Source organism: Seonamhaeicola aphaedonensis, from assembly GCF_003386195.1.
GTDB classification, from domain to species: Bacteria; Bacteroidota; Bacteroidia; order Flavobacteriales; family Flavobacteriaceae; genus Seonamhaeicola; species Seonamhaeicola aphaedonensis.
Genome location: NZ_QRDX01000001.1, coordinates 136,153 through 159,334 on the forward strand (window position 1 = coordinate 136,153; position 23,182 = coordinate 159,334).

Here is a 23,182-nt window from a genome sequence, read left to right on the forward strand (position 1 = left end):
CGTCAAAACCACTTTGTAATATAAATACAATATAATAATCAAGTATATGGATATGGCATTTTTAGTAGGTGTATTACTCGTAGCATTGGGAGGAATTTTAGAAGGTCTTTTTTCAATACCAGTTACTAAAGTAAAGACATGGGAGTTTGAGAATATATGGGGGGTTGGGTCGCTTATTGCACTTTTGTTATTACCCTGGCCTTTATCTTATTTTTTCGTAGAAGACTTGTCTCAATTATACGCATCCATACCTAATTCAATTTTAATAAGCATTGTGTTATGCGGTTTTGCTTGGGGAATAGGAGGTATTTATTGGGGGCGTGCAATTGCAACATTAGGGATGGCTCTGGGTGTTTCTATACTTATGGGACTCATTAATGTTTTCGGTTCAATTGTACCTCTGTCTGTTTTTGAGCCTAACAAAATATTTACTCTAGGTGGTGGTATTTTAATTTTAGCTGTTCTTATAATGATTGTAGGGATAATTATAATATCAATTGCTGGTAAAAAGAAAGAGCAGGCTTTAGTAATACGAGAGAGTAAAGTAGTTGAAAATAAAAAAACAGGAATATTTCGTTTGGGTTTGATCTTTTGCTTAATTTCTGGCATTCTTTCTTCTGCAGTTAATTTTGCATTTATTATTGGTGCTCCAATAACTGAGGAAGCTTCAAAAATGCGGGTACATGATTATGCTACTAGTTTTGCTATTTGGAGCCTCGTTTTTACAGCTAATTTTTCAATCAATGTTATTTATGGTTTTTATACGATGCTAAAAAAAGGCACATTAAAAAACTTATCTAAAGGCAGTTTTTCTAGAGAGTGGATAGGTGCAGTTTTTATGGGTTTAGCATGGCCTGGAGGTATTATTATTTATGGTATTGGCGCAAATGCCATGGGACCTTATGGCGCTTATGCAGGCTTTCCAATGATGATATTGGCATCTATTCTAGCAGGGAATTTAGCAGGTGCTTTAGGTGGCGAATGGAAAAACACTGGAGTAGCACCTCGCCGAATTATGATAACAGGAATTTTGGTATTGTGTTTAGCCTTTTCCCTACTGGGATATTCAACTTATGTGATGAATGGATAACAGTTTAATATGAAAATATGACTATGAAAAATTCATCAATAATTGATGCACATATTCATCTATGGGATGTAAAGCATTTAGACTATCCTTGGTTAAATCAATTTCCTAAAATCAATAGAACTTTTTCCTTATCAGATTATAATAAGGCTACAGCAGAACAATCTATTGAAAAAATGATTTTTGTTCAAGCTGAATGCAAACCTTCTCAATTTTTAAAAGAAGTGGAATGGGTTCAAGCACTTTCAGAAAAGGACGAGAGACTGTCTGCAATAATACCTTGGGCACCTTTACATATAGGAAACGCAGTAGCGGAAGTATTAGAAAAATTTGCAGAAAACCCAAAAATAAAAGGAGTTAGACAGTTAATACAACCAGAAGAAGATTTAAATTTTTGTATAAGTCCCGATTTTATTGAAGCCGTTAAACTCTTAGGAAAAAACAATCTACACTTTGAATTAACTACAGATCCAAAACACTTTCCTGCTGTTTTAAAACTTGTAGAAAAGTGTCATGACACAATATTTATATTAAACCACATAGGTAATCCAAGTATAGTTAACAAGCAATTATATCCTTGGAGACAACACCTAAAAGCCTTTGCTAATTCTGGACCACACTACTGTAAATTTTCAAACCTAGTCTGTAATGCCAATTTAGATCTCTGGGATATTGATGATTTGAGACCGTATTCAGATATAGTGATTGATGTTTTTGGTCCGGAAAAATTAATATGGGGTAGCGATTGGCCTCACGTACTTCGTGCCTCTTCTTGGTCCAAATGGTTTAAAACAGCAGTTTCGTTAACAGAAAGTTTAAGTGAAGAAGAGCGTGATAAAGTTTTTAAAACAAATGCAATTCGTTTTTATAACCTATAAAATAATACTGGTATGAGCAATAGATTATATAAAAGCAACCATGAATTTGTTCCACAAAGGTTTGAAGGTAAAGTTGCTATTGTTACTGGTGGCGCTTCTGGTTTAGGAAGAGCTATTACAGAAGAATTATGTAAAGAAGGTGGTAAAGTTTTATTTACTGACATAAACGATTTAGGTAAAATAAAACAAGAGAATGACATTGAAAACAACTACGACACCACATTTTTAATGGGAGATATGGGAGATGAAGATTTTTGCAAATCCACTATAGATGAAACCATAAAAAAATATGGAAGAATTGACTATTTAATAAATAATGCTTTCTCTTTTACTGCAGCAGGCATCAATGCCGAAACTAAAGATTGGATGCGAAGTTTTAAAGTAGGCCCTTTAGCCTATGCAAAAATGGCACAAGAGGTTTACCCCTATATGAAAAAATCTGGTGGAGGTGCTATTGTAAATATTTCAAGCATTTCTGCTCATATTGCTCAAAAAGATAGGTGGACTTATAATGCATCAAAAGGAGCTGTAAACCAATTAACTAAATGCCAAGCTCTAGATTTTGCTCCTCATAACATACGAGTAAACAGTATAGATCCTGGTTGGATATGGACTCATGAAACAGATAAAGCTGCTAATCTAGATGGAGGCGGTCGAGAAAAATGGGATCCTATCTGGGGACGTTTTCATATGTTAAGACGTATGGGTAAAGCTGTAGAAGTGGCAAGACCCGTACTCTTTTTACTAAGCAATGACGCCTCTTTTATTACGGGCACTAATCTAGCAGTTGATGGAGGCTACCTCTCAATAGGTCCCGAAGGCTTAGGAGAAAACACTATTAATGCAGGATCTCAATAATTCAGAATTAAGTTTAAGATTATGATTGAAGAACATATTAAACAAATTGAACAAAAACTTGGAGTTAACAAAGTTCTTATAGGAGAAAAAGTTAAAGAGAGATATGAGCATATATGGGAAATGGACAAGCCTTTGTGTGCCAAAGCTGTAGTATTTCCGTCAACAACTCAGGATGTCTCAGATATCCTAACTATTTGTCATAAATACCACCAGCCCATTGTAGTACATGGAGGATTAACAAATCTTACTGGGAGTACAGAAACCAATGCTGATGAATTAGTCATTTGTATGGAAAAAATGAATGTCATTGAAGAATTGGATGTTTCCAGCCGAACAATAACCGTACAATCTGGAGTAATCCTAGAATCCATACATCAAGAGGTAGAAAAAGAAGACTTACTCTTCCCTATTAACTTTGGTGCTGAAGGGTCTGCTCAAATAGGAGGTGTAATTGCTACAAATGCTGGTGGACTTCGTGTTCTTCGCTATGGAATGACCAGAAATTTGGTTTTGGGGCTAGAAGTGGTTATGGCTGATGGAACCATTATCTCCTCTATGAAAAAAATTATAAAAGATAATTCAGGTTATGATTTAAAACAATTTTTTATTGGCTCTGAAGGCACTTTAGGAGTAATCACTAAAGCCGTATTAAGGCTACAACAAAAACCCAAAAGTAGAAATAGTGCATTTGTAGCTATAAACGATTTTAATAAGGTAATAGCATTCTTAAAATTTATAGACTCAGGCTTGGCAGGTACCCTAAGTGGTTATGAGTTATTATGGGAACGTAATTTTAAAGCTATGACCAATCCTTCTACAAATATTTCAAAGCCTTTACCTTATGGATATAAATACTACGTCCTAATAGAAAGTTTGGGTAGTGATTATTTACAAGACCAGCAAAGATTAGAATCATTACTAGAAGAAGCTTTAATGGACGAGCTTATTTTGGATGCTGCTTTGCCGCAATCAGTGCAACATACAGAGTTGTTTTGGAGAATTAGAGAAGATGTAGATATTCTTGTTTCCCAATGCAATAATGTACAGAATTTTGATGTAAGTCTTCCTGTTTCAGAAATAGGCACCTACGTTGACGCTATTTTTAATATTTTAAATAAAATACCAGAAATAGACAACTTTTTTGCTCATGGCCATGTAGCCGATGGAAATATTCACTTTTTAATAAGTAAAAGCAATAATTCGACTGAACTCATAGATAAAATTAATAATATTATATATACTCCCTTAACTGGTCTTGGAGGATCGGTCTCTGCAGAGCATGGTATAGGGATTCATAAAAAACCTTACCTAAAATTTTGTCGTTCAATTGCAGAAATACAATTGATGCAATTGCTTAAAACCACAATGGATTCAAGAGGCATTCTAAATCGAAATAAAATACTTGACCATTTCAAGTAATAAAATACATAAAAGCTATATCTAATAGGCAATCAGATTATTTTTTGATAAAGTTTATTTTGAGTTTAAGGCAATACTTTTTATAAGTCATAAATCACACAACATAAATTTTAATTTAGCCTTAAAAAGTTCTCTACCCTTTCAAATTCAACATTAATTAGAAAAATATTTCTTTTAAATAAAAACAACCACTAAAGCATTAATTAAAACATTAAATTTCAGAAACTTAAAACAAAAAATGTTTTTAAAAAAACATGTTACCCCTTCAAATATAAAAATATACCCGTTGTGCATTTAGAAAAAGTTGTGCAAACTGCTAAAAGGCAGTAAATTGTAGTTACCACACTATAATTTTTATGCACAACTTTCAAACAAATTACGACAAAATACTCAAGGTTTTAAAAGAATTAGATTGTAAAATGGATTATTTACATCAAATACGCAAACCTAAATTAAGGGATAAAGAACTCATAGCTATTGATTTAACATCAGAGTTTATGAGTATTGATAGTGAATGTCAACTTTTTCGGATTTTACCTATTGATTTATCCTGTAAAATAGAGTGCAGTGTTTACAATAGAAGAAAGCGTAAGTTGTTTTCATTTAGAGAATCACTTCGCAAAGCCTTAGTAAAGAAGCTGAATAAATCTGAGCATTGTTATATCGTTGACAGCATGCCTTTAGAGGTCTGTAAACTATCAAGAAGCTCTAGAAGCAAAATATGTAAAGAACAAAACTACAGTCTGCCCGAAAAGGGATATTGTGCGAGTCAATCAAATCATTATTATGGATATAAACTGCATGCAGTCTGTTCTGCACAAGGTGTTATAGAGAGCATGGATATTAGTCCTGCTTCTGTACACGACATCAATTATTTAAAGGATATAAAGCATCAACTAAGTAATTGTGTATTGCTAGGTGACAGAGGGTATTTGTCGGCGGAATATCAATTAAATCTATTTGAATCTCATAATATTAGACTAGAAACTCCTATGAGAAAAAATCAACATAATTATAAAGAGTAACCGTTTATTTTCAAGAAATCCAGAAAACGTATTGAAACGTTGTTTTCTCAACTTTGTGATCAATTTATGATTCGAAGAAATTATGCTAAATCTTTTGAAGGATTCAAAAACAGGATCTTATCTAAAATTACAGCTATGACGGTTATTCAATATATAAACATGTTTGAATTCAACCGAAATATCAATAACCTAAAAATCAATATTGCTTAAATGCACAATGGGTTAATATTATAAATTCTACAGATTCGGCAGGATGGAATTTTCTTTGAAATAATATAGTTTTACAGCATCTGATTGATAATAGCTCCAAACAAATAAACTAATTTAAATTAACCAAACTCAAGTAAATGATGAAAAAACAACTTAAGAAAACTCTCAAAAAAGCACTGTTTTTGTGCTTTATTTTAGTATCTCTTGGAATGTATTCGCAGGAGCGTACCGTAACTGGTAACGTTACTTCTGAAGATGGGATGCCATTAACAGGTGTAAATATTGTCCAAAAAGGGACGAAAAACGGCCAGGTAACGGATTTTGACGGTAATTTCACAATAAAGTTAGTGCCTGGTCCTCAAGCACTCGTGTTCTCTTATTTAGGTTTTACCACTAAAGAGGTTGAGGTAGCAAGTCAATCCACTATTAGTGTTATTTTATCAGAAGATTCGGAAAGTCTTGACGAGGTTGTTGTGGTAGGATATGGTTCCCAAACTAGGGCTGATTTAGTTGGTTCCGTAGGATCCGTTAAAGGAGATGATATTGCTAAAATGCCAGTTCCAACTTTTGATATGGCGCTTCAAGGTCGTACAGCTGGATTAAACATTGTTAATACATCTAGTGAACCTGGTGGAGAAGTTACCATTAGAATTAGAGGTAACAACTCCATATTAGGAGACAATTCACCTCTAATTGTAATAGATGGTTATCCAATGCCTACAGGAAACGAAGCTAGTGCAAGGGGAGCGGGAGATGGCAACCAAACCTCCTCTAACCTTTTAAGTTTTTTGAACCCTGCAGAAATAGAATCTGTTGAGGTTCTTAAAGATGCGTCGTCAACAGCTATTTATGGGTCGAGAGGTGCAAATGGTGTAATAATTGTTACTACGAAAAAAGGGAATTACGAGCAGGCTACTCAAATTAATTTAACAGCTGAAACTGGATTTAGCGATATTAAAGATTTTCCAGAAGTTTTAGATGGACCAACGTATGCTGAATGGAGAAATGAAGTAGCTACTATAAACAATACACCTATACTGTTTGACGGGGTTGATAGGCCCTTGCCTGAAAACGCAACGACCACAGATTGGTTGGATAGAATTTTAAGAACAGCGATGACCAACAGATATCAACTTACTATATCTGGAGGCGGAAATAAATCAAGATATTTCTTATCGGCTAATTACTTGAAAAATGAAGGAATTGTAAAATTTACAGATTTTTCTAGAGGTAATATCAGGTTAAATGTAGATAATAACCTTACCGACCGTTTAACAACTAGCACATCTGTAAACTATGTGCGCTCACAAAATAATAGATCTGGAGAAGGGTCTGGTTCCATTATAAATTCAGGGTCTGTTTTTTCAGCTTACAAAAACGCTCCAACAGCAACTCCTGATGACCCTATCGACGAAGGTGACGGTACGAGCAATTTTTTTACGGACCCTTTGGTAGAACTAAGAGACACAAGGAATGAAACCTATAACGAGAATTTAATCCTTAGCATCTTAACAAAGTATAAAATAACAGAAAATTTAACTTTTAACCTTTCAACTGGTACGAATAGCTCAAACAGCAGAAGAGAAGTTTATTTCCCTAAAACAACTAGACAAGGACGATTACGTAATTCTAGAGCTGTTTACAACGTTAGTAGTAATAGTAATTATTTAATTGAATCTTATTTATCCTATAACAAGGCCTTTGAGAAAAGTAATTTAGATGTAACTGGAGGGTATTCTTATCAAATTGATAACATACGTCGTTTAAATACTGTCGTAGATGATTTTCCAGTTGACAACTTAGAAACCGATAATGTTGGCCTAGGTTTAAACCCTATAATACCAACAAGTTCTAGGGTTGAAAGAATTTTATCTTCTTACTACGCAAGACTTAACTATAACTACGATAAAAAATATTACTTATCATTAACAGCTCGTGCAGATGGCTCCAGCGTTTTTGCCGAAAACAAAAAGTGGGGATATTTCCCTTCAGTAGGTCTGGGTTGGACTGTATCAAATGAAGACTTTCTAAAAGAATCAGAAACGGTATCTAACTTGAAGTTTAGAGCTAGTTATGGTATTACAGGTTCTCAATCCATAGCGCCTTTGCAGTCTTTAACCCTTTTAGGTACTGCGAATGCTGTATATGGTGATATTCTATATTCTGGTTTAGCACCTGTAAGAATTGGAAACCCAGATTTAGAATGGGAAAAAACAAAGCAGTTTAACATTGGATTAGATGCAGGGTTTCTAAAAAATAGATTTAATGCTTCTATAGATTATTACAAAAAAACGACAGACGATTTATTATTAAATTTCCCACTTCCAAATTCTGCTGGAATTAACTCTCTTACTGCCAATGCAGGTAGTATTGAAAACAAAGGTTTTGAAATTGTATTGGGAGGATATATAATAGATAAAAAAGACTTTAAGTGGAACACCAATTTTAACTGGAGTAATAATAAAGCAACTGTTATTAGCCTTGGAGACAATGATGCCGATATTTTTGGTCCTGGACCTGCCACAAATATTGTAACAGACCCTACAAACGTTATGCGAGTAGGTGAAGCTTTTGGTGCTTTATATGGGTATAAAGTAATAGGTATACTCCAAGAAAGTGATTTTGACGCTTCTGGAACATCTACAGTTCCAACACTTGGTAATCAAGCTCCCGGCCATTATAAATTCCAAGATATAAGCGGTCCTAATGGAGTTCCAGATGGCATAATAAGTGGTTTAGATCGAGGTATTATAGGTGATCCAAATCCAGATTATATTTTTGGTTGGAATAACGATTTTTCATATAAAAATTTCACTTTAAGTGTATTTTTTCAAGGATCTATTGGAAATGATGTCATGAATCTCAATAACTCTTTTATGGGCACAGGTAGAATTGTGAATAATGCTTTTAAAGATTGGTACGAAAACCGATGGACACCTGAAAACCCTACAAACAATACTCGATATCCTAATTATACTGGAGGTAATGGAGGTTTTTTTGCACCAAACTCTGCTACTATAGAAGATGCGTCATATATTAGGTTAAAAAATCTTAGTGTAGGATATAATGTTCCTGTTGAAAAAATTAAGGCAATAGCATCTGCAAGAGTTTATGTAACAGGAACCAACCTACTAACCTTTACAGACTATTCAGGCTTTGACCCAGAGGTAAATATTCGCGGTGGCAATAATCTTGCACAAGGTATAGATTTCGCAACCTATCCAAGAGCGCAAACTTTTACTTTAGGTATAAATATTGGTTTCTAATAATAGTTTAATTTAAATAAAACAATAATGAAAAAATTAAAATATATAATTCTACTGGCCGGTCTCGTAGCTTGTTCTGATTTAGAAGAAGAAGTGTATTCAGAAATCAGCCCATCAAACTTTTATCAAAACGTAGCTGAGGCGGAAGTGGCAGTGACCTCAATTTATAATTCATTTAACAGAGCTGTTAGCCTCTATGACTTTGGTTTGTCATCATTAACTGTGGTCCCTTCACCAAAAATACAATCTAGGGTGTGGTGGAGAAGAATGTGGGCTAACTATACTGCTGATGCTACTGAGGCTATTTCTTTACCTCGTGTTTGGAACCCCTTTTATCAAGGTATTTTTAGATCTAATGTCCTTATTGCAGAATTAGAAGGAAGAGAATTTGACAGCGAAGAAGAAATAGCACGAAAAGAAATAATTGCTGAGGCTAAATTTTTAAGATCATGGTCTTACTTCAATCTAGTTCAACTTTTTGGAGACGTTCCAATGCCTTTAAAGCCCGCTATTACAGCTGAAGAAGCTCAACTTCCCAGAACACCAATAGCAGATGTATACCAGCAAATTATTTTAGATTTACAAGAAGCCGAAACCAACTTGCCAAGCGATAAAAGAAGTGCAACTCAAATAGGAAGACCTATTCAGGCCACCGCTAAGTTTCTCCTAGCCAAAGTTTACTTAACTATGGCAGGACTTCCATTGCAAGATGCAAGTGCTATGTCATTAGCTAAAGCTAAATTACAAGAAGTTATTGATTTAGAAGACACAGCTCAAGGTTATAAATTATTAGCAAGCTATGACGATGCTATTCGTATAGACAATAACGATGAACGCATATTTGCTATTCAACAAACACAATCTACCGCAAGTCAAGGTACGGCTTTTGGACATGTTTGGGGTTCTGCAAATAGACTTAACAACCCAGGTCTTGGTCAAACTCATGGTGGATTTACAGAGGACTTTTACAATTCTTTTGATGCTACCGACACCAGAAGAGACGTTACTATGTCATACTCTTATGTTGATAGAGATGGAGTCACTAGAACCTATAAGGATGATAATTATCCCGAGCGTAACGGTATATACCAAAACAAGTATATAGATATTGATCAAGAAGCAGTTAATGGTGATCCAGATATGATTGTTTATAGATATTCTGATGCACTACTCATGGCTGCTGAAATTGAGAATAGTTTAAATGGTCCAACAGCTACAGCCTATGGTTATTTAAACAGAGTAAGGTCAAGAGCACTAGCAACTAATGCTCCAGATGGCATGACGCAAGAAGAATTTGCTGAATATGTATATGAAGAACGTTATAAAGAGCTTTCTTTTGAATTTCAAGAAATCTATGACATTAGAAGGTTAGGTAAAGTAGAAGAAGCTTTATCACAACATCCTGAGAATATAACATGGTCTCCAACAAACACAGCATATAGCCCAAATTTCAATTTGTGGCCTATACCTGTAAGTGAAGTTAATAATAATCCTCAAATCACTGAAAATAACCCTGGTTGGTAATTTTTTTGAGTTAGTTTTAGTTTTTAAAGGCTACTTTACGGTAGCCTTTTTTTCAGTTTAACAAAAAATATTGTGCACTATGAAAATTAAAGTTATCGTTTTTTTACTAATCACTCATTTTACTAGTATCTATAATGTATTAGTTAACAAAACACCCCTAAACATTGATACATTAAAAATAGAATACCTTACAAACCCTATAGGGATGGATGTTTTAAAACCTAGATTTAGCTGGGTTTTAGAAGCAGAGGGAAGAAACAGGTACCAAACAGCATATAGAATACTCGTATCCTCCTCTCAAGAAAAATTAAATCAAAATGAAGGAGACATATGGGATAGTGGAAAAATTACTTCTAGTGATACTAATCAAGTTGAATACGGAGGCGTTTCATTAAGGTCTCATACAACATACTATTGGAAAGTAAAGGTTTGGGATGAATCCAATACTGAATCCAGTTGGAGCGAAACGGCTCACTGGTCTATGGGATTATTAAAATTTTCAAATTGGAAAGGACTTTTTATTAGTCATGACGTTGGATACGATAAAACAGATAAATATGATAGTTTATACCTACCTCCCGCAAGATACCTTCGTAAGTCATTTACCCCTAAAAAAAAGATAAAAAAAGCAATAGCATATACTACTGCGTTAGGTTTATATGAACTAAGACTAAACGGAAATAAAGTAGGTGATGATTATTTTGCTCCTGGATGGACAGACTATAACAAGCGTTTGTATTACCAAACGTATGATATTACCGAGCATATTAACGAAGGAGAAAATGTTATAGGAGCTATTATTGCTGATGGGTGGTATGCTGGATACATTGGCTATGGCTTATTGGTTCGTTTAGATAAAGTGCGTGAATATTATGGAGTTAATCCATCATTCATGGGACAAATACATTTAGAATATGAAGATGGTAGTATAGAAATTATTCCAACTGATACAACTTGGAAATCTAGCCAAGGTGCTATTTGTGAGGCTGATATTTTAATGGGAGAAACTTATGATGCTACTATGGAAAACACAGGTTGGGATAGTCCAAATTATGATGATAAATCTTGGGAAACACCTAAAGTATACACCTACCCTAATGGAAAATTACAAGTACACCCTGGTAACCTAGTAAAAAACACAGAACGTATTCGTCCTATTAAAATAACTGAACCAAAACCTGGAACTTATGTTTTTGATATGGGCAAAAACATTGCTGGTATAGCAGAGTTAAAAGTAAAAGGCCTAAAAGGCACTAAAATCACACTTAGGTTTGGAGAGATTTTAAAAAGAGATGGAAACATTTTAACAGAAAACCTTCGTTTAGCAAGAGCAACGGATACATATATTCTAAAAGGAGATGGAGAGGAAGTTTGGCAACCAAAATTCACTTATCATGGCTTTCAATATATAGAACTTACGGGGTTTCCCGGTAAACCAACATTAGATGCTATTACCGGTTTAGTGCTAAGTTCTATTCAAACTGATGCAAGTACTTTCAGTTCATCTAATGAAATGAATAATAAGCTTTATGAAAATATTAAAACGACTCAAGAAGCTAATTTTTTTGACATTCCAACCGATTGCCCTCAAAGAGATGAGCGTTTAGGCTGGCTTGGAGATGCGCAAACCTTTATGCGTTCTGCATCTTTAAATGCCGATGTCGCTTCTTTTATGTCAAAATTTTTGATTGATGTAGACGATGCCCAACGCTGGTATGGTGCCTATCCTAATTTTGCACCATTTCCATATTCAAGACCAAACCAGTACGCTCCAGCTTGGATGGATGCGGGTATTATTATTCCGTATAACATGTACAAAGTGTACAACGACACTCGAATTTTAGAATACATGTATGTAGGTATGGAAAAGTTTATGGAATTTCAAGCTGATGCAAGCACTGATTTTCTGAGACCAGGTGGTGGAAATAATTGGGGCGATTGGCTATCGGTAAACGAAACAACAAGTCATGATTTTATTGGAGCTTCTTATTATGGTTATGATGCTAAACTAATGGCTGAAGTGGCAGAAGCGTTAGGAAAAACCGCTGATGCTGAAAAGTATAAAACGTTATTCCAAAACATAAAAACTGCTTTTGCTAAAAAATACATACAAGAAAACGGACACACTTCTGAAGATACGCAAACCACCTACGCTTTAGCTTTATATTTTGATTTATTTCCAGAGCACCTTGCAAAAAAGGGAGCTTCTAGATTAGCAGAAAAAATTGAAAATAATGGCTTTAAGTTTTCTTCTGGTTTTCTAGGAACAAAACATGTTATGCTCGCATTATCAAAATACGGATATTATGATATCGCTTACAAACTATTTAAGCAAACCGAATACCCAAGTTGGGGATATTCTGTTGTAAATGGTAGCACCTCTATTTGGGAACGATGGAATAGTTATACCAAAGATGAATTGTCAAATTCAGATATTAATAGTAAAATGAACTCATTTAGCCATTATGCCTTTGGGTCTGTAGCAGAATGGATGTTCATTAATGCTGTAGGTATAGACACTGAAGATTCTGGTTACAGAAACATAATTATAAAGCCTGCCATAAGCAAAGAGATGAACTTTATAAAAGGGAGTTATAAGAGTATTAACGGCACCATATCATCAGCTTGGAATTGGGGAAAAAATCATTTAAATATGGATATTGAAGTACCAACAAATACAAGTGCTAAAGTATATATTCCAACATCTGAAGTTTCTAAAATCAAAGAAAGTAATATGCCTTTAAATAAAAACCCAGATATTAAGGTTTTACAGTCTGAAGAAGAATTTACAATACTTAAAGTTGGTTCTGGTAAATATGCATTCAAAATAAAAACCTAATCATCCTATTTTCTTTGTTCATCTATTTGACAAGTTGCCTCCATTCAAATCAGGACCAAATCCCATCAATTTTATTTTTGATGAAGACCGCGTTGGACAAAAAATGAGGTAAGTAAGTAATGTTACAATAGTAGGCAGGTATATATGTTAGAAACCCATTTAATTCTTTCTTAACAACAGAGAAAAGATATCTTGATTTTACTTTTGAGTGTTTTTAATACTGATATTTAGTTTTTAATTAGTTGGTAGTTTTTTTAGGGCGAAATTTTTTTTTCGCCCTTTTTTATTTCCTGCCACCCTTTTATACTATATTTTTTGCTCAATTTTTCAGGCATTGCTGAAGGGGAGTACATAACACCAGTTCCACGATCGCCCTGTGGTTTATAGTGAGGGCTTTCCTCTGTGCTTTTAGGTTGATAATCAGACGCTCCGCTTTCGGCTGTCCACCAATTAAGCCACTTTTTTTCCATTTCTACTACTTTGTCTTTATAAATGTTAGATACATCATTAGTCTCTAACGGGTCTTTTATGGTATTGTATAACTCCCAACCACTACCATCTACTTCAATTAAACTCCATTCCGAAGTGCGCATAGCGCGATTATCCATAAACTGAAAGTACATTGGAGTCTCTCGTTTCCATGATTCCCCCTTTAACATTGGTAGAAAAGATTGTCCTGAAAATGTGTTATTTTCTGATACTGAAACTGATTTTGCAGCCTCTAAAAATGTTGGCATAAAGTCTACTAAGTTAATAGCTTCAGTGTTTATAGAATTAGGATTTTCTATAGATTCTGGCCACCTTACGATTGCAGCAGTTTTTACACCTCCAGAGTGTTGGCTAATTTTATAAAGCCTAAAAGGACTAACACTTGCATATGCCCAACCTGTACCCATTTGATAGTTGGAACCTATATCTCCAGGCAAAAGATTCTTTTTTAACAGAACTTCATCAAGCACCGAAAAAGAATCTGTACCATTATCACTTAAAAATAGTATTAATGTATTTTTATCTTGGTTAGTTACTTTTAAAGCATCCATTAATAGCCCAATACCTTTATCCATACGTTCTACCATAGCGGCATAAACAGACATTCTTAAATCTTCCAAATCCTTTTGCGCTTCTGTTAAAGTACTCCATTCTGGTAAGTTTTGAGGATACTCAGGAAGAGTTACATCATCAGGTATTAGTCCTAAAGATTTTTGTTTTTCTATACGCCGTTCTCTAATAGATTGCCAACCTTTTAAATAAGAACCGCGATATTTCATAATATCTTCTTTAGGGGCTTGCAATGGATTGTGAGGTGATTGATAACTTAAATACAAAAAAAAAGGCTCTTTATTTTGTTCATTATGAGATTTCACAAATTGAACGGCACTCTCAGAAAAAGCATCTGTAGAATAGAAAGCGTTACCAAAGTCTTCATATTTTTCTTCATTAATCCTATAGTCTTTACCTCCTTTAAAATAAGAAGAATAACCTCCTAAAAAACCAAAGAAGTAATCAAATCCTTTTTCATTTGGTGTGCCATCTAAATGCCATTTTCCTATTAAACCTGTTCTGTAGCCTTCTTTCTTTAGTTCTTGGGCAATATTGGGTCCGTTTTGGGCGCCAAAACCAGCTCTTGGCCACCATTTACCCGTTAGCATTGCACTTCTTGAAGCTACACACATGCCAGCATTGAAAACATTAGGAAGACGAATCCCTTCACTAGCCATGTTGTCTAGAGATGGCGTACTTATTTCTCCACCATAGCACCCTAAATCGCTATAACCCAAATCGTCTGCCATAATTACAATAATATTTGGTGACTCTGTTTCTTTTGTTATTTCAGTTTTACAGCTTACCGTAAAACAAATAGCAATAAAAAGTAAAAAATATCTAATATTAAAAGATGTATTTTTAGAATAATGGGTATAGAACGGGCAATTTTTTTTCATTGGTAGTTTATTTGTGAAAATATTAGAATTAGATGTCTGCTTTTAATGATGAAAACATATCTACAAATGGTGTATCTCTAACTTCTTTTTTAGGGTTATAATTTTCATTAACCGTTGGCCAATAACGTATATCTACATTCAGTTTTAACCAACTCATCAATTTGTTAAACATTGTATCTTTAAGTTCTGGGTTTTCCGTTATTAAGTTGTTTTTCTCATAGGGGTCTTTCTCTATATTATATAGATACAACCTCCCATACCAATCGAAAATTAGCTTGTAATCGCCGTCTCGAATTGCAGAATGAGGTGTAAGTGCAAAAGGTTCAAAAGGACTATTATAAATAACATTAAAAGGGTAATGCCAATAATGAGTTGTTTTAGTATAACTATTTTTCTTATTTTTAATATCAGAAAGCACTGGTATTAAGCTTTCACCATCAAGATTATTTTTAGATACAATGTCTCTAGCGTTATAACCTGCCGCATCCAATAAAGAGGGATAAATATCTGTGCAGTCTACAGGAACGTCTACCCATTTCCCTTTTTGAACTTTACCTTTCCATTTAAAAACCAAAGGTACTCGAATGCCGCCTTCTGTTACACAAGCTTTACCACCTAAAAAAGGATCGTTGTTAGTGCCTTTATTATTTGGGGTAACTTCGGCATCAATACCCCCGTTATCAGACATGAAAACAACAAGTGTGTTATCTTCAATGTTAAGCTCTTTTAGTTTATTTAAAATATCTCCAACGGAGCGGTCTAAGCTTTTAATCATTGAAGCGTAAACTGGATCGTCGTGCCCATTCCAGCCTTTATTTTCTTTATTTTCAAAATGAGCTATTTCGTCTGCTTTACCTTGATAAGGTGTATGTATAGCAAAATGAGAAAAGTATAAGAAAAAAGGTTTATCCTTGATTTTGGCTCTGTCTTCTATAAACTGCAACGCTTGCACAGTAAGGTCGTCGGTTAAATACGTTTCATTAGTTTCTTTTCCTGAGCCACCTATTTCTAGAGCTTCTGGAGCAACTTTTGGAAATGCTTTATTAGTTCTATCATTCCATATTTTTCTCCAATTATAATAGGTAGACCCTCCTGCATCAAACCAAGCTAAAGGCTCAAAACCTTGGTTTTTGGGTTGATATCCTTTAGCTCCAAAGCCCCCAAGGTGCCATTTTCCAATGAAGCCTGAATGATAGTCTTTAAGGGCTTCGGCAATGGAAAGTTCGTCTCTTCCTCCATCAAGTGCACTGCCTGTTGGAATGGCAGAATTAGAAATTCCGTTAGTGATTGCTTGCTCAATCTTTATAGGGTCTTTGTGCTCATAAACATCATGTATGTAATAGCCTTTAGGGACTTCTTCATTTTGATTATAATACGTTGCTCTTGGTGGCATTGCTGTAGTAAAACCCAGTCTCCCTGCATATTTACCTGTTAATATACTTGCTCTTGTAGGCGAGCATAACTGATTTGCATAAGCTTGCGAAAAGGATGTTCCTTCACTTACCAATTTATCAATATTTGGTGTTTCATAAAACATTTCGTCTGGATGTGTGCCCGTAAATTTATTAGCATAAGCTTGACTATCCATAATACCATAATCGTCGGCAAGTATAAAAATAATATTAGGGCGGGATGTATTTTTATCTTCTGTATTTTTCTTATTGGCTTTCGTTTCGCATCCTGTAAAGAATAACGCAAAAAGACAAATACTGCTTAATTTTAAATATTTCATTGATTAAGGTGTAATTAGTTTATGTTTAGTTTTGGTTTCGTGTTTCATTAATAGGACCTTTATAACGAATTTCATCCCAACTATTTATGCCTATCATTGTTTTGTATTGGTCGTAAACTTTGTCTTCCATTTCTGTTCCGAAAGCTTGATATACCTTCCAAACAGGCTTAATACCTCCGGGGTTATCTTTGTCGTCAGGAAAACGTCTTAGACCTATACGCAAGCCACCTTCATTCCTATTGTCTTGCCAATTATGATATTGAAACCCATCAATACCATCTAAATATTTGATTTTTTTCATGGCATAAGCCATGCCTGCCGCTTGTTCTTTCAAATCCTGCTCGCTATAGGTTGGGGAGTTAGTACCGTTTTCAGATAAATAAACCAGTCGCTTGGTTTTTCCTTTAAAAAATACTTTTGGTTGCTTTACCCAAGCGTCCAATACTTCAATATTTTTAAATGTAATAAGTTGTGAGTCAAAACTAAAACTTACTTTTTTATCTAACCATGTCTTGGGTTCTCGTAAAGACTCTGGATAGGGATGATAGGCTATTGCCCATTCAAAATCGCCTTCTGTTTTTGAAAACTTCAATAAAAACTCCAACAATTCTGTGGAATGATAAAAGTGTGGATTCGATGTCCAATCCCAAAAATGCGTCAGAGTAATAAATACTTTTGAATTAGGGTTATATTTTCTAGCTATATTATGAGACATCCGCATAGATTTATGATAAATATCCATAAATACAAGTGCTGTCTTTTCTCCGGCATTAGTCCATACCCAACCAGCATCTACTTCATTGTGAATAATCCAATGATGAATGCGTCCAAATTTTTTGTCTGGTCTACTATACCTATTTGCTAAAAAATCAAGAATGGCAGAATAATATTGAACTCCTTTTGGAGTTGTTAAATTAGGCATACTATAAATACCTGAAGGGTCGCAATCTGGATGTTCAAGGATATGCCCTATTTTTTTATCAGGAGTTTTTGAAGCTTTATCTACAAGCAAAATAGCTGATACCTCAATATTTCTTTCTGAGGTACTTAAAAACGTATTATCAAGATTTTTAATTTGTTTTTTGTTTACATAATAGGTGTCTCCCATATACTCAAAAGGCATGTCTTCAGGAGAGGGGTTTGAGCGAAAAAATTTAGAAATCCAAATATTAACAGTTGCGCTGGTAATACCCAAGCTATCCAAATCTGTATATGGGGCTTCCCTATTAATACTGTAACCTCCCAACCCTTTTTTTGTGGATGGTTTTTTAAATGGATAATTGTATTTTGGGACTATAGAATCTGCGTAGCGTGCATGAGAAGCTACTTTATATTTGTCTTCTTTTTTTTCTACAATTATCCATTTTGAAAGTAACCTATCTTGTTTATAACCGTGCTGTGTTTTAAAACGATCAAGAGTAATATTGAAGGTTTTATCCTTAGGCTCAATAACTTCTAAAAAACTAAAATCTTTAAGCTCTGTTGCATCTTCATAAACACCTACTTCTGCCAAATGTAAATTTTTGTCATCCGATACTTTACCTTCTAATCTTACGATTTCATCAGTTACCAATACATTTGAAATTTGATTAGGAAAGTCCTTATCTAAATAAGTAACTAAATTACGCTCAAGTATAACTTCTTGTTTCTTTTTGAGTGCTTTGTTTTTGGCAATTTCTAGTTCTCGTTTTGTTTGCTGTCTTAAGGCTAAATGCTTTAACTGTATGCTTAGAGCAGGTGCTGGGCCTAAATCTAATCTTAAATAATCTCCTTTTTTACCCCAAGTTTTTAATGCTTCAGACAAATCGATGCTAAACGTAACCCATCCTTCCGTGGAACCTATATCTCTAATTATTTTCGGCTTTAAGTCATTGTTTTGAGGATAAAAATGAATTTCTAAAAAATCTAATCCCGTAGGACAAAAATATTCAAATACTAAATGGTTGTTCTTCTTATCTAAATCTTCTTCCAAAGGATTAAAAAACAGGTAAGGGTCTTTTCCTAAGGTCTTAATATCATATATATCCCCTTCTAAAACGCTTAATGCTATCTGATTATACACTTTAGTATTTACCCTCAAAGTAGTTTTAGAATCCTGAGCAAAAAATACAATAGGATATAATAAAAAAAACAAAAAATACTTGTGCATAATAATATTCTGAAGGTAATTTATATCATATAAAATTATGTTACCTATCCCAAAAAACCATCCTGCCGAATATGGTTGCTCCACAGAAGGGGCATGATTGTTTTTTTAATCTTTATCGATAAATTGGTTGCCTATTTAAAGGTGTGCAAGAAGACAAGGGTAAACAAAAACTCTACTTTTCTTTAATAATTCAATCTTTTAGTTAAGTAATCTAACTTACAATACTATAAATAATAAAAAATAATGCTATGAATAAAATATTTTTTTTAGTTCTTTTTTTAATGTTACATGTAGAATCATTTACTCAAAACAAACCTAACATTATTGTTATTTTTACAGATGACCAAGGTTATGCTGACATCGGAATAAATGGACAAGTAGATGACATTAAAACACCAAATATAGATTTATTAGCAAAAAATGGAGTTAGGATGACTTCAGGCTATGTTACTGCTCCTCAATGCATTCCATCTAGGTCGGGTTTATTAACAGGTAGGTATCAGCAGCGTTTTGGTTTGGATCATAATGGCACTATACCTTTACCTCTAGATGAAGTATTGATATCGCAACGAATGAAAAAGGCAGGCTATGTTACAGGTATGACTGGAAAATGGCATTTAGAACCCAATCACCAACAGAAACTATGGATAAATAAAAACATGCCAGAATTAAAAGGTGAAAAATTTAAACCATCAGATATTCCTTTCGAAAAAAAAGAGCCATATATGAGTTCTAATAGAGGCTTCGACAAAACGTTTCAAGGATATGTTCAGAACTATTGGGCAAATTATAGTTTAGATGGAAAAGAGGATATGGAAGCGCAGTGGATTATACAGGATGGTTATCGATTAGATATTCAAACTAATGCTACAGTTAAATTTATAGAAAACAATAGTGATAAGCCATTTTTTTACTATACCTCTTATTTTGCACCACATGTTCCTTTGGGTGCTACGAAAAAATATTTAGATCGTTTTCCAGAAGATATGCCGCAACGGAGACGCTATTGTTTGGCAATGATGTCTGCCATTGATGATGGTGTTGGTAAAATTAAAGAAACACTTAAAAAAGAGGGTATTGAAGATAATACAGTTATCTTTTTTATAAGTGATAACGGCGCGCCTTTAAAGCTTCATATGGAAGATAAACCAGGCGTTGGTGTTGGTTGGGATGGATCGAAAAACACACCATGGGTTGGTGAAAAAGGTATGATTTCTGAAGGAGGTATTAGAGTTCCTTTTATTATGAATTGGCCCGCAGGTTTACCAAAAGGGCTTGTCTACGATAAGCCTGTAATTTCGCTTGATGTAGCGGCAACCTGTAATGCTTTGGCTGGATTACAAGATACTGAAGAATTAGATGGTACAAACCTTATTCCTTATCTAAATAATGTAAAAAAAGGCGCTCCTCATGAAGCGCTTTTCTGGAGATTCTGGGGGCAATCAGCGATAAGAATGGGTGATTATAAGTTTTTACAGTCTGGACAATACGAGTATTTATTTGATGTAACTTCGCTAGAGCATGAAAATAAAAACCTAATTGATGAGTATCCTAAAAAAGCAAAAGTGTTGAAAAAAAGATTGCAACAATGGAGTAGAGAACTTAAAAATTCTGGAATACCAGTAAAAGATTTTAACGCCCAAGATGCAGTCTTTAGAAATTATTATTTAAAATTATAAAACAAGTAAAAACGATAGAATATATATTATGGAAAAAATATTACAAGTATTCTGTTTTACTATTTCAATAGTTGCCAATACTCAAGGCATAGATAAATCACTATATGCTTTCGATTTTAAAATGGATAATATGTCTATTGACGAGCGTTCAGAATTGTTTTCTGAACTGGGTTATAGTGGCACTACATTTATTGTAAAAACAGATAAGCAAAGAGAAAAACTACAAGAATATCTAAAAACTAAAGCGTTTACTGCAGGAAAATTATCTATACCTGTCGTTTATTTTTCTTTTGATTTTTCAAAAAATTCTGAAAATGAAAATAAATTATGGCGTAAAACATTGGCAGCATTGCCAGAAGGAACAGATTTATGGGTTATCATCTTGAAAAAAGATGCTACAAGGGAAAAAACTTTGGCGCTTTTGGAAAACATGACAACTGAAGCGCAAAAGTTAAACAAGAATATTGTTATCTATCCGCACGATAATTGCTTTATAGAATCAGCTGAAGAAGCCATTCCTTACATTGAAGAATTGAAAGCGCCAAACCTCTATCTAACATTACACCTGTGCCATGAATTAAGAGCAGGTAATGGAAACCGTTTATTGGATGTCGCAATAAAATCAGCTCCTTATTTAAAGTTTGCTTCTATTTCAGGTTCAAATGTAACGATGTTTAATAATGACAAAGGAAACTGGTCCGACGCCATAAAACCTTTGGATAAGGGCGATTATGATGTGTCAAAATTTGTATCTGTGTTGCAAAAAATTAAGTTTCAAGGCAAAACTATGTTGCATACTTTTGGAATTGAAGAAGCTCCTAAAGAGCACTTGTCTCGTTCTATTAAGAAATGGAACACTCTGGTTGATGCTACCTACGAAACTTTAAATAATAATCTAAATAACATTCTAGACAATCCAGAAAATGCGTATTGGGATGACGTTTCAAAAACCTGGTTCATTTCTAGTCTTGGAGGAGAAAAAGTAACGATTGAAAAAGATGGTTATGGATGGCTTACCCGCCTGAACGAAAACGGAAATGTTATCTCAAACAGATGGATTGAAGGTTTAGATGCCCCAACAGGAATGGCATCCTATAAAAACCTATTGTATGTGGCAGATAGGGGTGTTTTAGTAGAAATAGACATATCCAAAGGGAAAATTATCAGAAAAATAAATTTACCAAATTCTGAGTTCGCAAATGATGTTGCGTCCACACCTAACGGAGACATTTATGTGTCAGACACATTTACAAATACCATTTACAAACTACGGAAAAATAAAAATGTAGAGGTTTTTATTAAGGATGATGTGTTAGAGTGTCCAAATGGCTTATGGATAGATGGGCAACATTTAATAGTTGCTACATGGGGACCAATGACCAACCGTGCCACTTTTGAAACCAGCAGAAAAGGCACGTTAATGAGAATTAATCTAAAAACAAAAGAGATAAAGCCGGTAGGCAAAGGCTTGCCTATAGCAAACTTTGATGGTGTTATAAAGTATGGAAATTTCTATTATGGAACAGATTGGACTGGAGGAAGGCTGTTAAAAATTAGTGAAGACGGAAATGTAGAAGAAGTGATTTCTGGCTTTTCGCAATTTGCCGATTTAGGTATTAATCCGAAAAAAGGAATAATCATGATTCCTGAAATGAGTAAAAATCGATTTATTTTTTTCAATCTAAAATCTCTGTAAAGTACTGTTCTTAAAAAGAGCAAAACCGTAAATATAATAGCTTGTTGATGTAAAATGAACATATTTAGTTTAAAAAATAAAAAAGCTATTGTTACTGGTGGGAGTAGTGGTATTGGAAGAGCTATTAGTATCGTTTTAGCGAAACAAGGAGCCCTAGTTTATATTTTAGATATGGACGAAAAAGGTGCTAATGAGACCATCACAAGTATTCAAAAAAATGGCGGAAATGGAGTTTTTAAGAAATGTGACATCTCTATTAAGAAAGAGGTTGATGATGCAATTAAGTCTGCCGCTGGTTCTGAAAAAAAGCTAGATATCATTATTAATAATGCGGGTATCGCTCATATAGGAAATATAGAAAAAACATTAGCTGAAGATTTTAATAAGCTATTTTCTGTAAATGTAAAAGGTGTTTTTTATGTAATGAAATCCGCCATTCCATTTTTAAAAACTAATGGCGGTGTCATAATCAATATGGCTTCAATAGCCGCGTCCGTTGGAATAAAGGACAGGTTTGCCTATAGCATGACAAAAAGCGCTGTAGTCGGCATGACCCTTTCTGTTGCAAAAGACTACTTAGACTATAATATTCGATGCAATTGTATTTCTCCGGGCAGAGTACATACACCATTTGTAAAAGGATTTTTAAAGAAAAACTACCCTGGTCAAGAAATGGACATGTTTGAAAAATTATCAAAATCTCAGCCAATTGGTAGAATGGGACGACCAAAAGAAGTAGCAAACCTAGTGCTCTATTTATGTTCTGATGAAGCTTCATTTATTACAGGCAGTGATTACGCTATTGATGGAGGTTTTAGCCGTTTAAATAATTGAGAATTTAGCCTTGTATGGCAGATAATTAATCTACAAATTTTAAAAA

The 23,182-nt window shown here is 34.2% G+C and carries 13 protein-coding genes and 1 pseudogene; 11 read left to right on the top strand and 3 right to left on the bottom strand.

The features are described from left to right. Positions 1 to 52 precede the first annotated feature (52 nt). From DFQ02_RS00665 to DFQ02_RS00700, 8 genes and pseudogenes are all read left to right on the top strand, one after another. Complete coding sequence (locus tag DFQ02_RS00665) at positions 53 to 1,090, top strand: L-rhamnose/proton symporter RhaT (protein ID WP_181896322.1); 1,038 nt, start codon at positions 53 to 55, stop codon at positions 1,088 to 1,090. A 23-nt stretch (positions 1,091 to 1,113) separates the two neighbouring features. Beyond that, on the top strand, positions 1,114 to 1,965 hold the full coding sequence (locus tag DFQ02_RS00670; RefSeq protein ID WP_181896323.1) for an amidohydrolase family protein: 852 nt from the start codon (positions 1,114 to 1,116) through the stop codon (positions 1,963 to 1,965). Between the two features lie 12 nt (positions 1,966 to 1,977). Then, positions 1,978 to 2,823 carry an SDR family oxidoreductase gene (locus DFQ02_RS00675; RefSeq protein ID WP_116039068.1) on the top strand — a complete coding sequence of 282 codons (846 nt, stop codon included), beginning with the start codon at positions 1,978 to 1,980 and terminating at the stop codon, positions 2,821 to 2,823. A 21-nt stretch (positions 2,824 to 2,844) separates the two neighbouring features. Continuing rightward, entirely contained in the window at positions 2,845 to 4,242 is a 1,398-nt protein-coding gene (locus DFQ02_RS00680; RefSeq protein ID WP_116039069.1) for an FAD-binding oxidoreductase, read from the top strand. A 356-nt stretch (positions 4,243 to 4,598) separates the two neighbouring features. Next, positions 4,599 to 5,477, top strand: a pseudogene (locus DFQ02_RS00685) (IS982 family transposase). A 137-nt stretch (positions 5,478 to 5,614) separates the two neighbouring features. Beyond that, positions 5,615 to 8,743 (top strand): SusC/RagA family TonB-linked outer membrane protein, encoded by a 3,129-nt coding sequence (locus tag DFQ02_RS00690; protein ID WP_116039070.1) that lies wholly within the window; start codon positions 5,615 to 5,617, stop codon positions 8,741 to 8,743. 27 nt (positions 8,744 to 8,770) lie between these two features. After that, on the top strand, positions 8,771 to 10,267 hold the full coding sequence (locus tag DFQ02_RS00695; protein WP_116039071.1) for a RagB/SusD family nutrient uptake outer membrane protein: 1,497 nt from the start codon (positions 8,771 to 8,773) through the stop codon (positions 10,265 to 10,267). Positions 10,268 to 10,346: 79 nt separating this feature from the next. Next, entirely contained in the window at positions 10,347 to 13,106 is a 2,760-nt protein-coding gene (locus tag DFQ02_RS00700; protein ID WP_116039072.1) for an alpha-L-rhamnosidase, read from the top strand. A 254-nt stretch (positions 13,107 to 13,360) separates the two neighbouring features. Here the strand turns inward: DFQ02_RS00700 and DFQ02_RS00705 are convergent, their stop codons facing one another. The 3 genes from DFQ02_RS00705 to DFQ02_RS00715 are packed head-to-tail and all read right to left on the bottom strand — an operon-like array spanning position 13,361 to position 18,927. Further along, positions 13,361 to 15,046, bottom strand: a complete 1,686-nt coding sequence (locus tag DFQ02_RS00705; RefSeq protein WP_116039073.1) for an arylsulfatase — start codon at positions 15,044 to 15,046, stop codon at positions 13,361 to 13,363. 28 nt (positions 15,047 to 15,074) lie between these two features. Beyond that, complete coding sequence (locus DFQ02_RS00710; protein ID WP_116039074.1) at positions 15,075 to 16,778, bottom strand: sulfatase; 1,704 nt, start codon at positions 16,776 to 16,778, stop codon at positions 15,075 to 15,077. 25 nt (positions 16,779 to 16,803) lie between these two features. Then, a complete protein-coding gene (locus tag DFQ02_RS00715) occupies positions 16,804 to 18,927 on the bottom strand; it encodes a DUF5722 domain-containing protein (protein WP_147297716.1) in 2,124 nt (707 codons plus the stop codon). A gap of 248 nt (positions 18,928 to 19,175) precedes the next feature. Here DFQ02_RS00715 and DFQ02_RS00720 point away from each other — a divergent pair, with 248 nt between their 5' ends. From DFQ02_RS00720 to DFQ02_RS00730, 3 genes are read left to right on the top strand one after another with little or no spacing between them, the layout of a single operon-like run. Continuing rightward, complete coding sequence (locus tag DFQ02_RS00720) at positions 19,176 to 20,606, top strand: sulfatase family protein (protein WP_116039076.1); 1,431 nt, start codon at positions 19,176 to 19,178, stop codon at positions 20,604 to 20,606. Positions 20,607 to 20,634: 28 nt separating this feature from the next. After that, positions 20,635 to 22,302 (top strand): TIM barrel protein, encoded by a 1,668-nt coding sequence (locus DFQ02_RS00725; protein WP_116039077.1) that lies wholly within the window; start codon positions 20,635 to 20,637, stop codon positions 22,300 to 22,302. 54 nt (positions 22,303 to 22,356) lie between these two features. Next, positions 22,357 to 23,136: an SDR family NAD(P)-dependent oxidoreductase gene (locus DFQ02_RS00730; RefSeq protein ID WP_116039078.1), complete on the top strand. Its 780-nt coding sequence runs from the start codon at positions 22,357 to 22,359 to the stop codon at positions 23,134 to 23,136. Positions 23,137 to 23,182: the final 46 nt, after the last annotated feature.

Coding starts and splice junctions, on each gene's coding strand:
- DFQ02_RS00720 (WP_116039076.1), top strand. CDS start 19,176: ATGAATAAAATATTTTTTTTAGTTCTTTTTTTAATGTTACATGTAGAA.
- DFQ02_RS00710 (WP_116039074.1), bottom strand. CDS start 16,778: ATGAAATATTTAAAATTAAGCAGTATTTGTCTTTTTGCGTTATTCTTT.
- DFQ02_RS00715 (WP_147297716.1), bottom strand. CDS start 18,927: ATGCACAAGTATTTTTTGTTTTTTTTATTATATCCTATTGTATTTTTT.
- DFQ02_RS00675 (WP_116039068.1), top strand. CDS start 1,978: ATGAGCAATAGATTATATAAAAGCAACCATGAATTTGTTCCACAAAGG.
- DFQ02_RS00690 (WP_116039070.1), top strand. CDS start 5,615: ATGATGAAAAAACAACTTAAGAAAACTCTCAAAAAAGCACTGTTTTTG.
- DFQ02_RS00705 (WP_116039073.1), bottom strand. CDS start 15,046: ATGAAAAAAAATTGCCCGTTCTATACCCATTATTCTAAAAATACATCT.
- DFQ02_RS00725 (WP_116039077.1), top strand. CDS start 20,635: ATGGAAAAAATATTACAAGTATTCTGTTTTACTATTTCAATAGTTGCC.
- DFQ02_RS00700 (WP_116039072.1), top strand. CDS start 10,347: ATGAAAATTAAAGTTATCGTTTTTTTACTAATCACTCATTTTACTAGT.
- DFQ02_RS00665 (WP_181896322.1), top strand. CDS start 53: ATGGCATTTTTAGTAGGTGTATTACTCGTAGCATTGGGAGGAATTTTA.
- DFQ02_RS00730 (WP_116039078.1), top strand. CDS start 22,357: ATGAACATATTTAGTTTAAAAAATAAAAAAGCTATTGTTACTGGTGGG.
- DFQ02_RS00680 (WP_116039069.1), top strand. CDS start 2,845: ATGATTGAAGAACATATTAAACAAATTGAACAAAAACTTGGAGTTAAC.
- DFQ02_RS00670 (WP_181896323.1), top strand. CDS start 1,114: ATGAAAAATTCATCAATAATTGATGCACATATTCATCTATGGGATGTA.
- DFQ02_RS00695 (WP_116039071.1), top strand. CDS start 8,771: ATGAAAAAATTAAAATATATAATTCTACTGGCCGGTCTCGTAGCTTGT.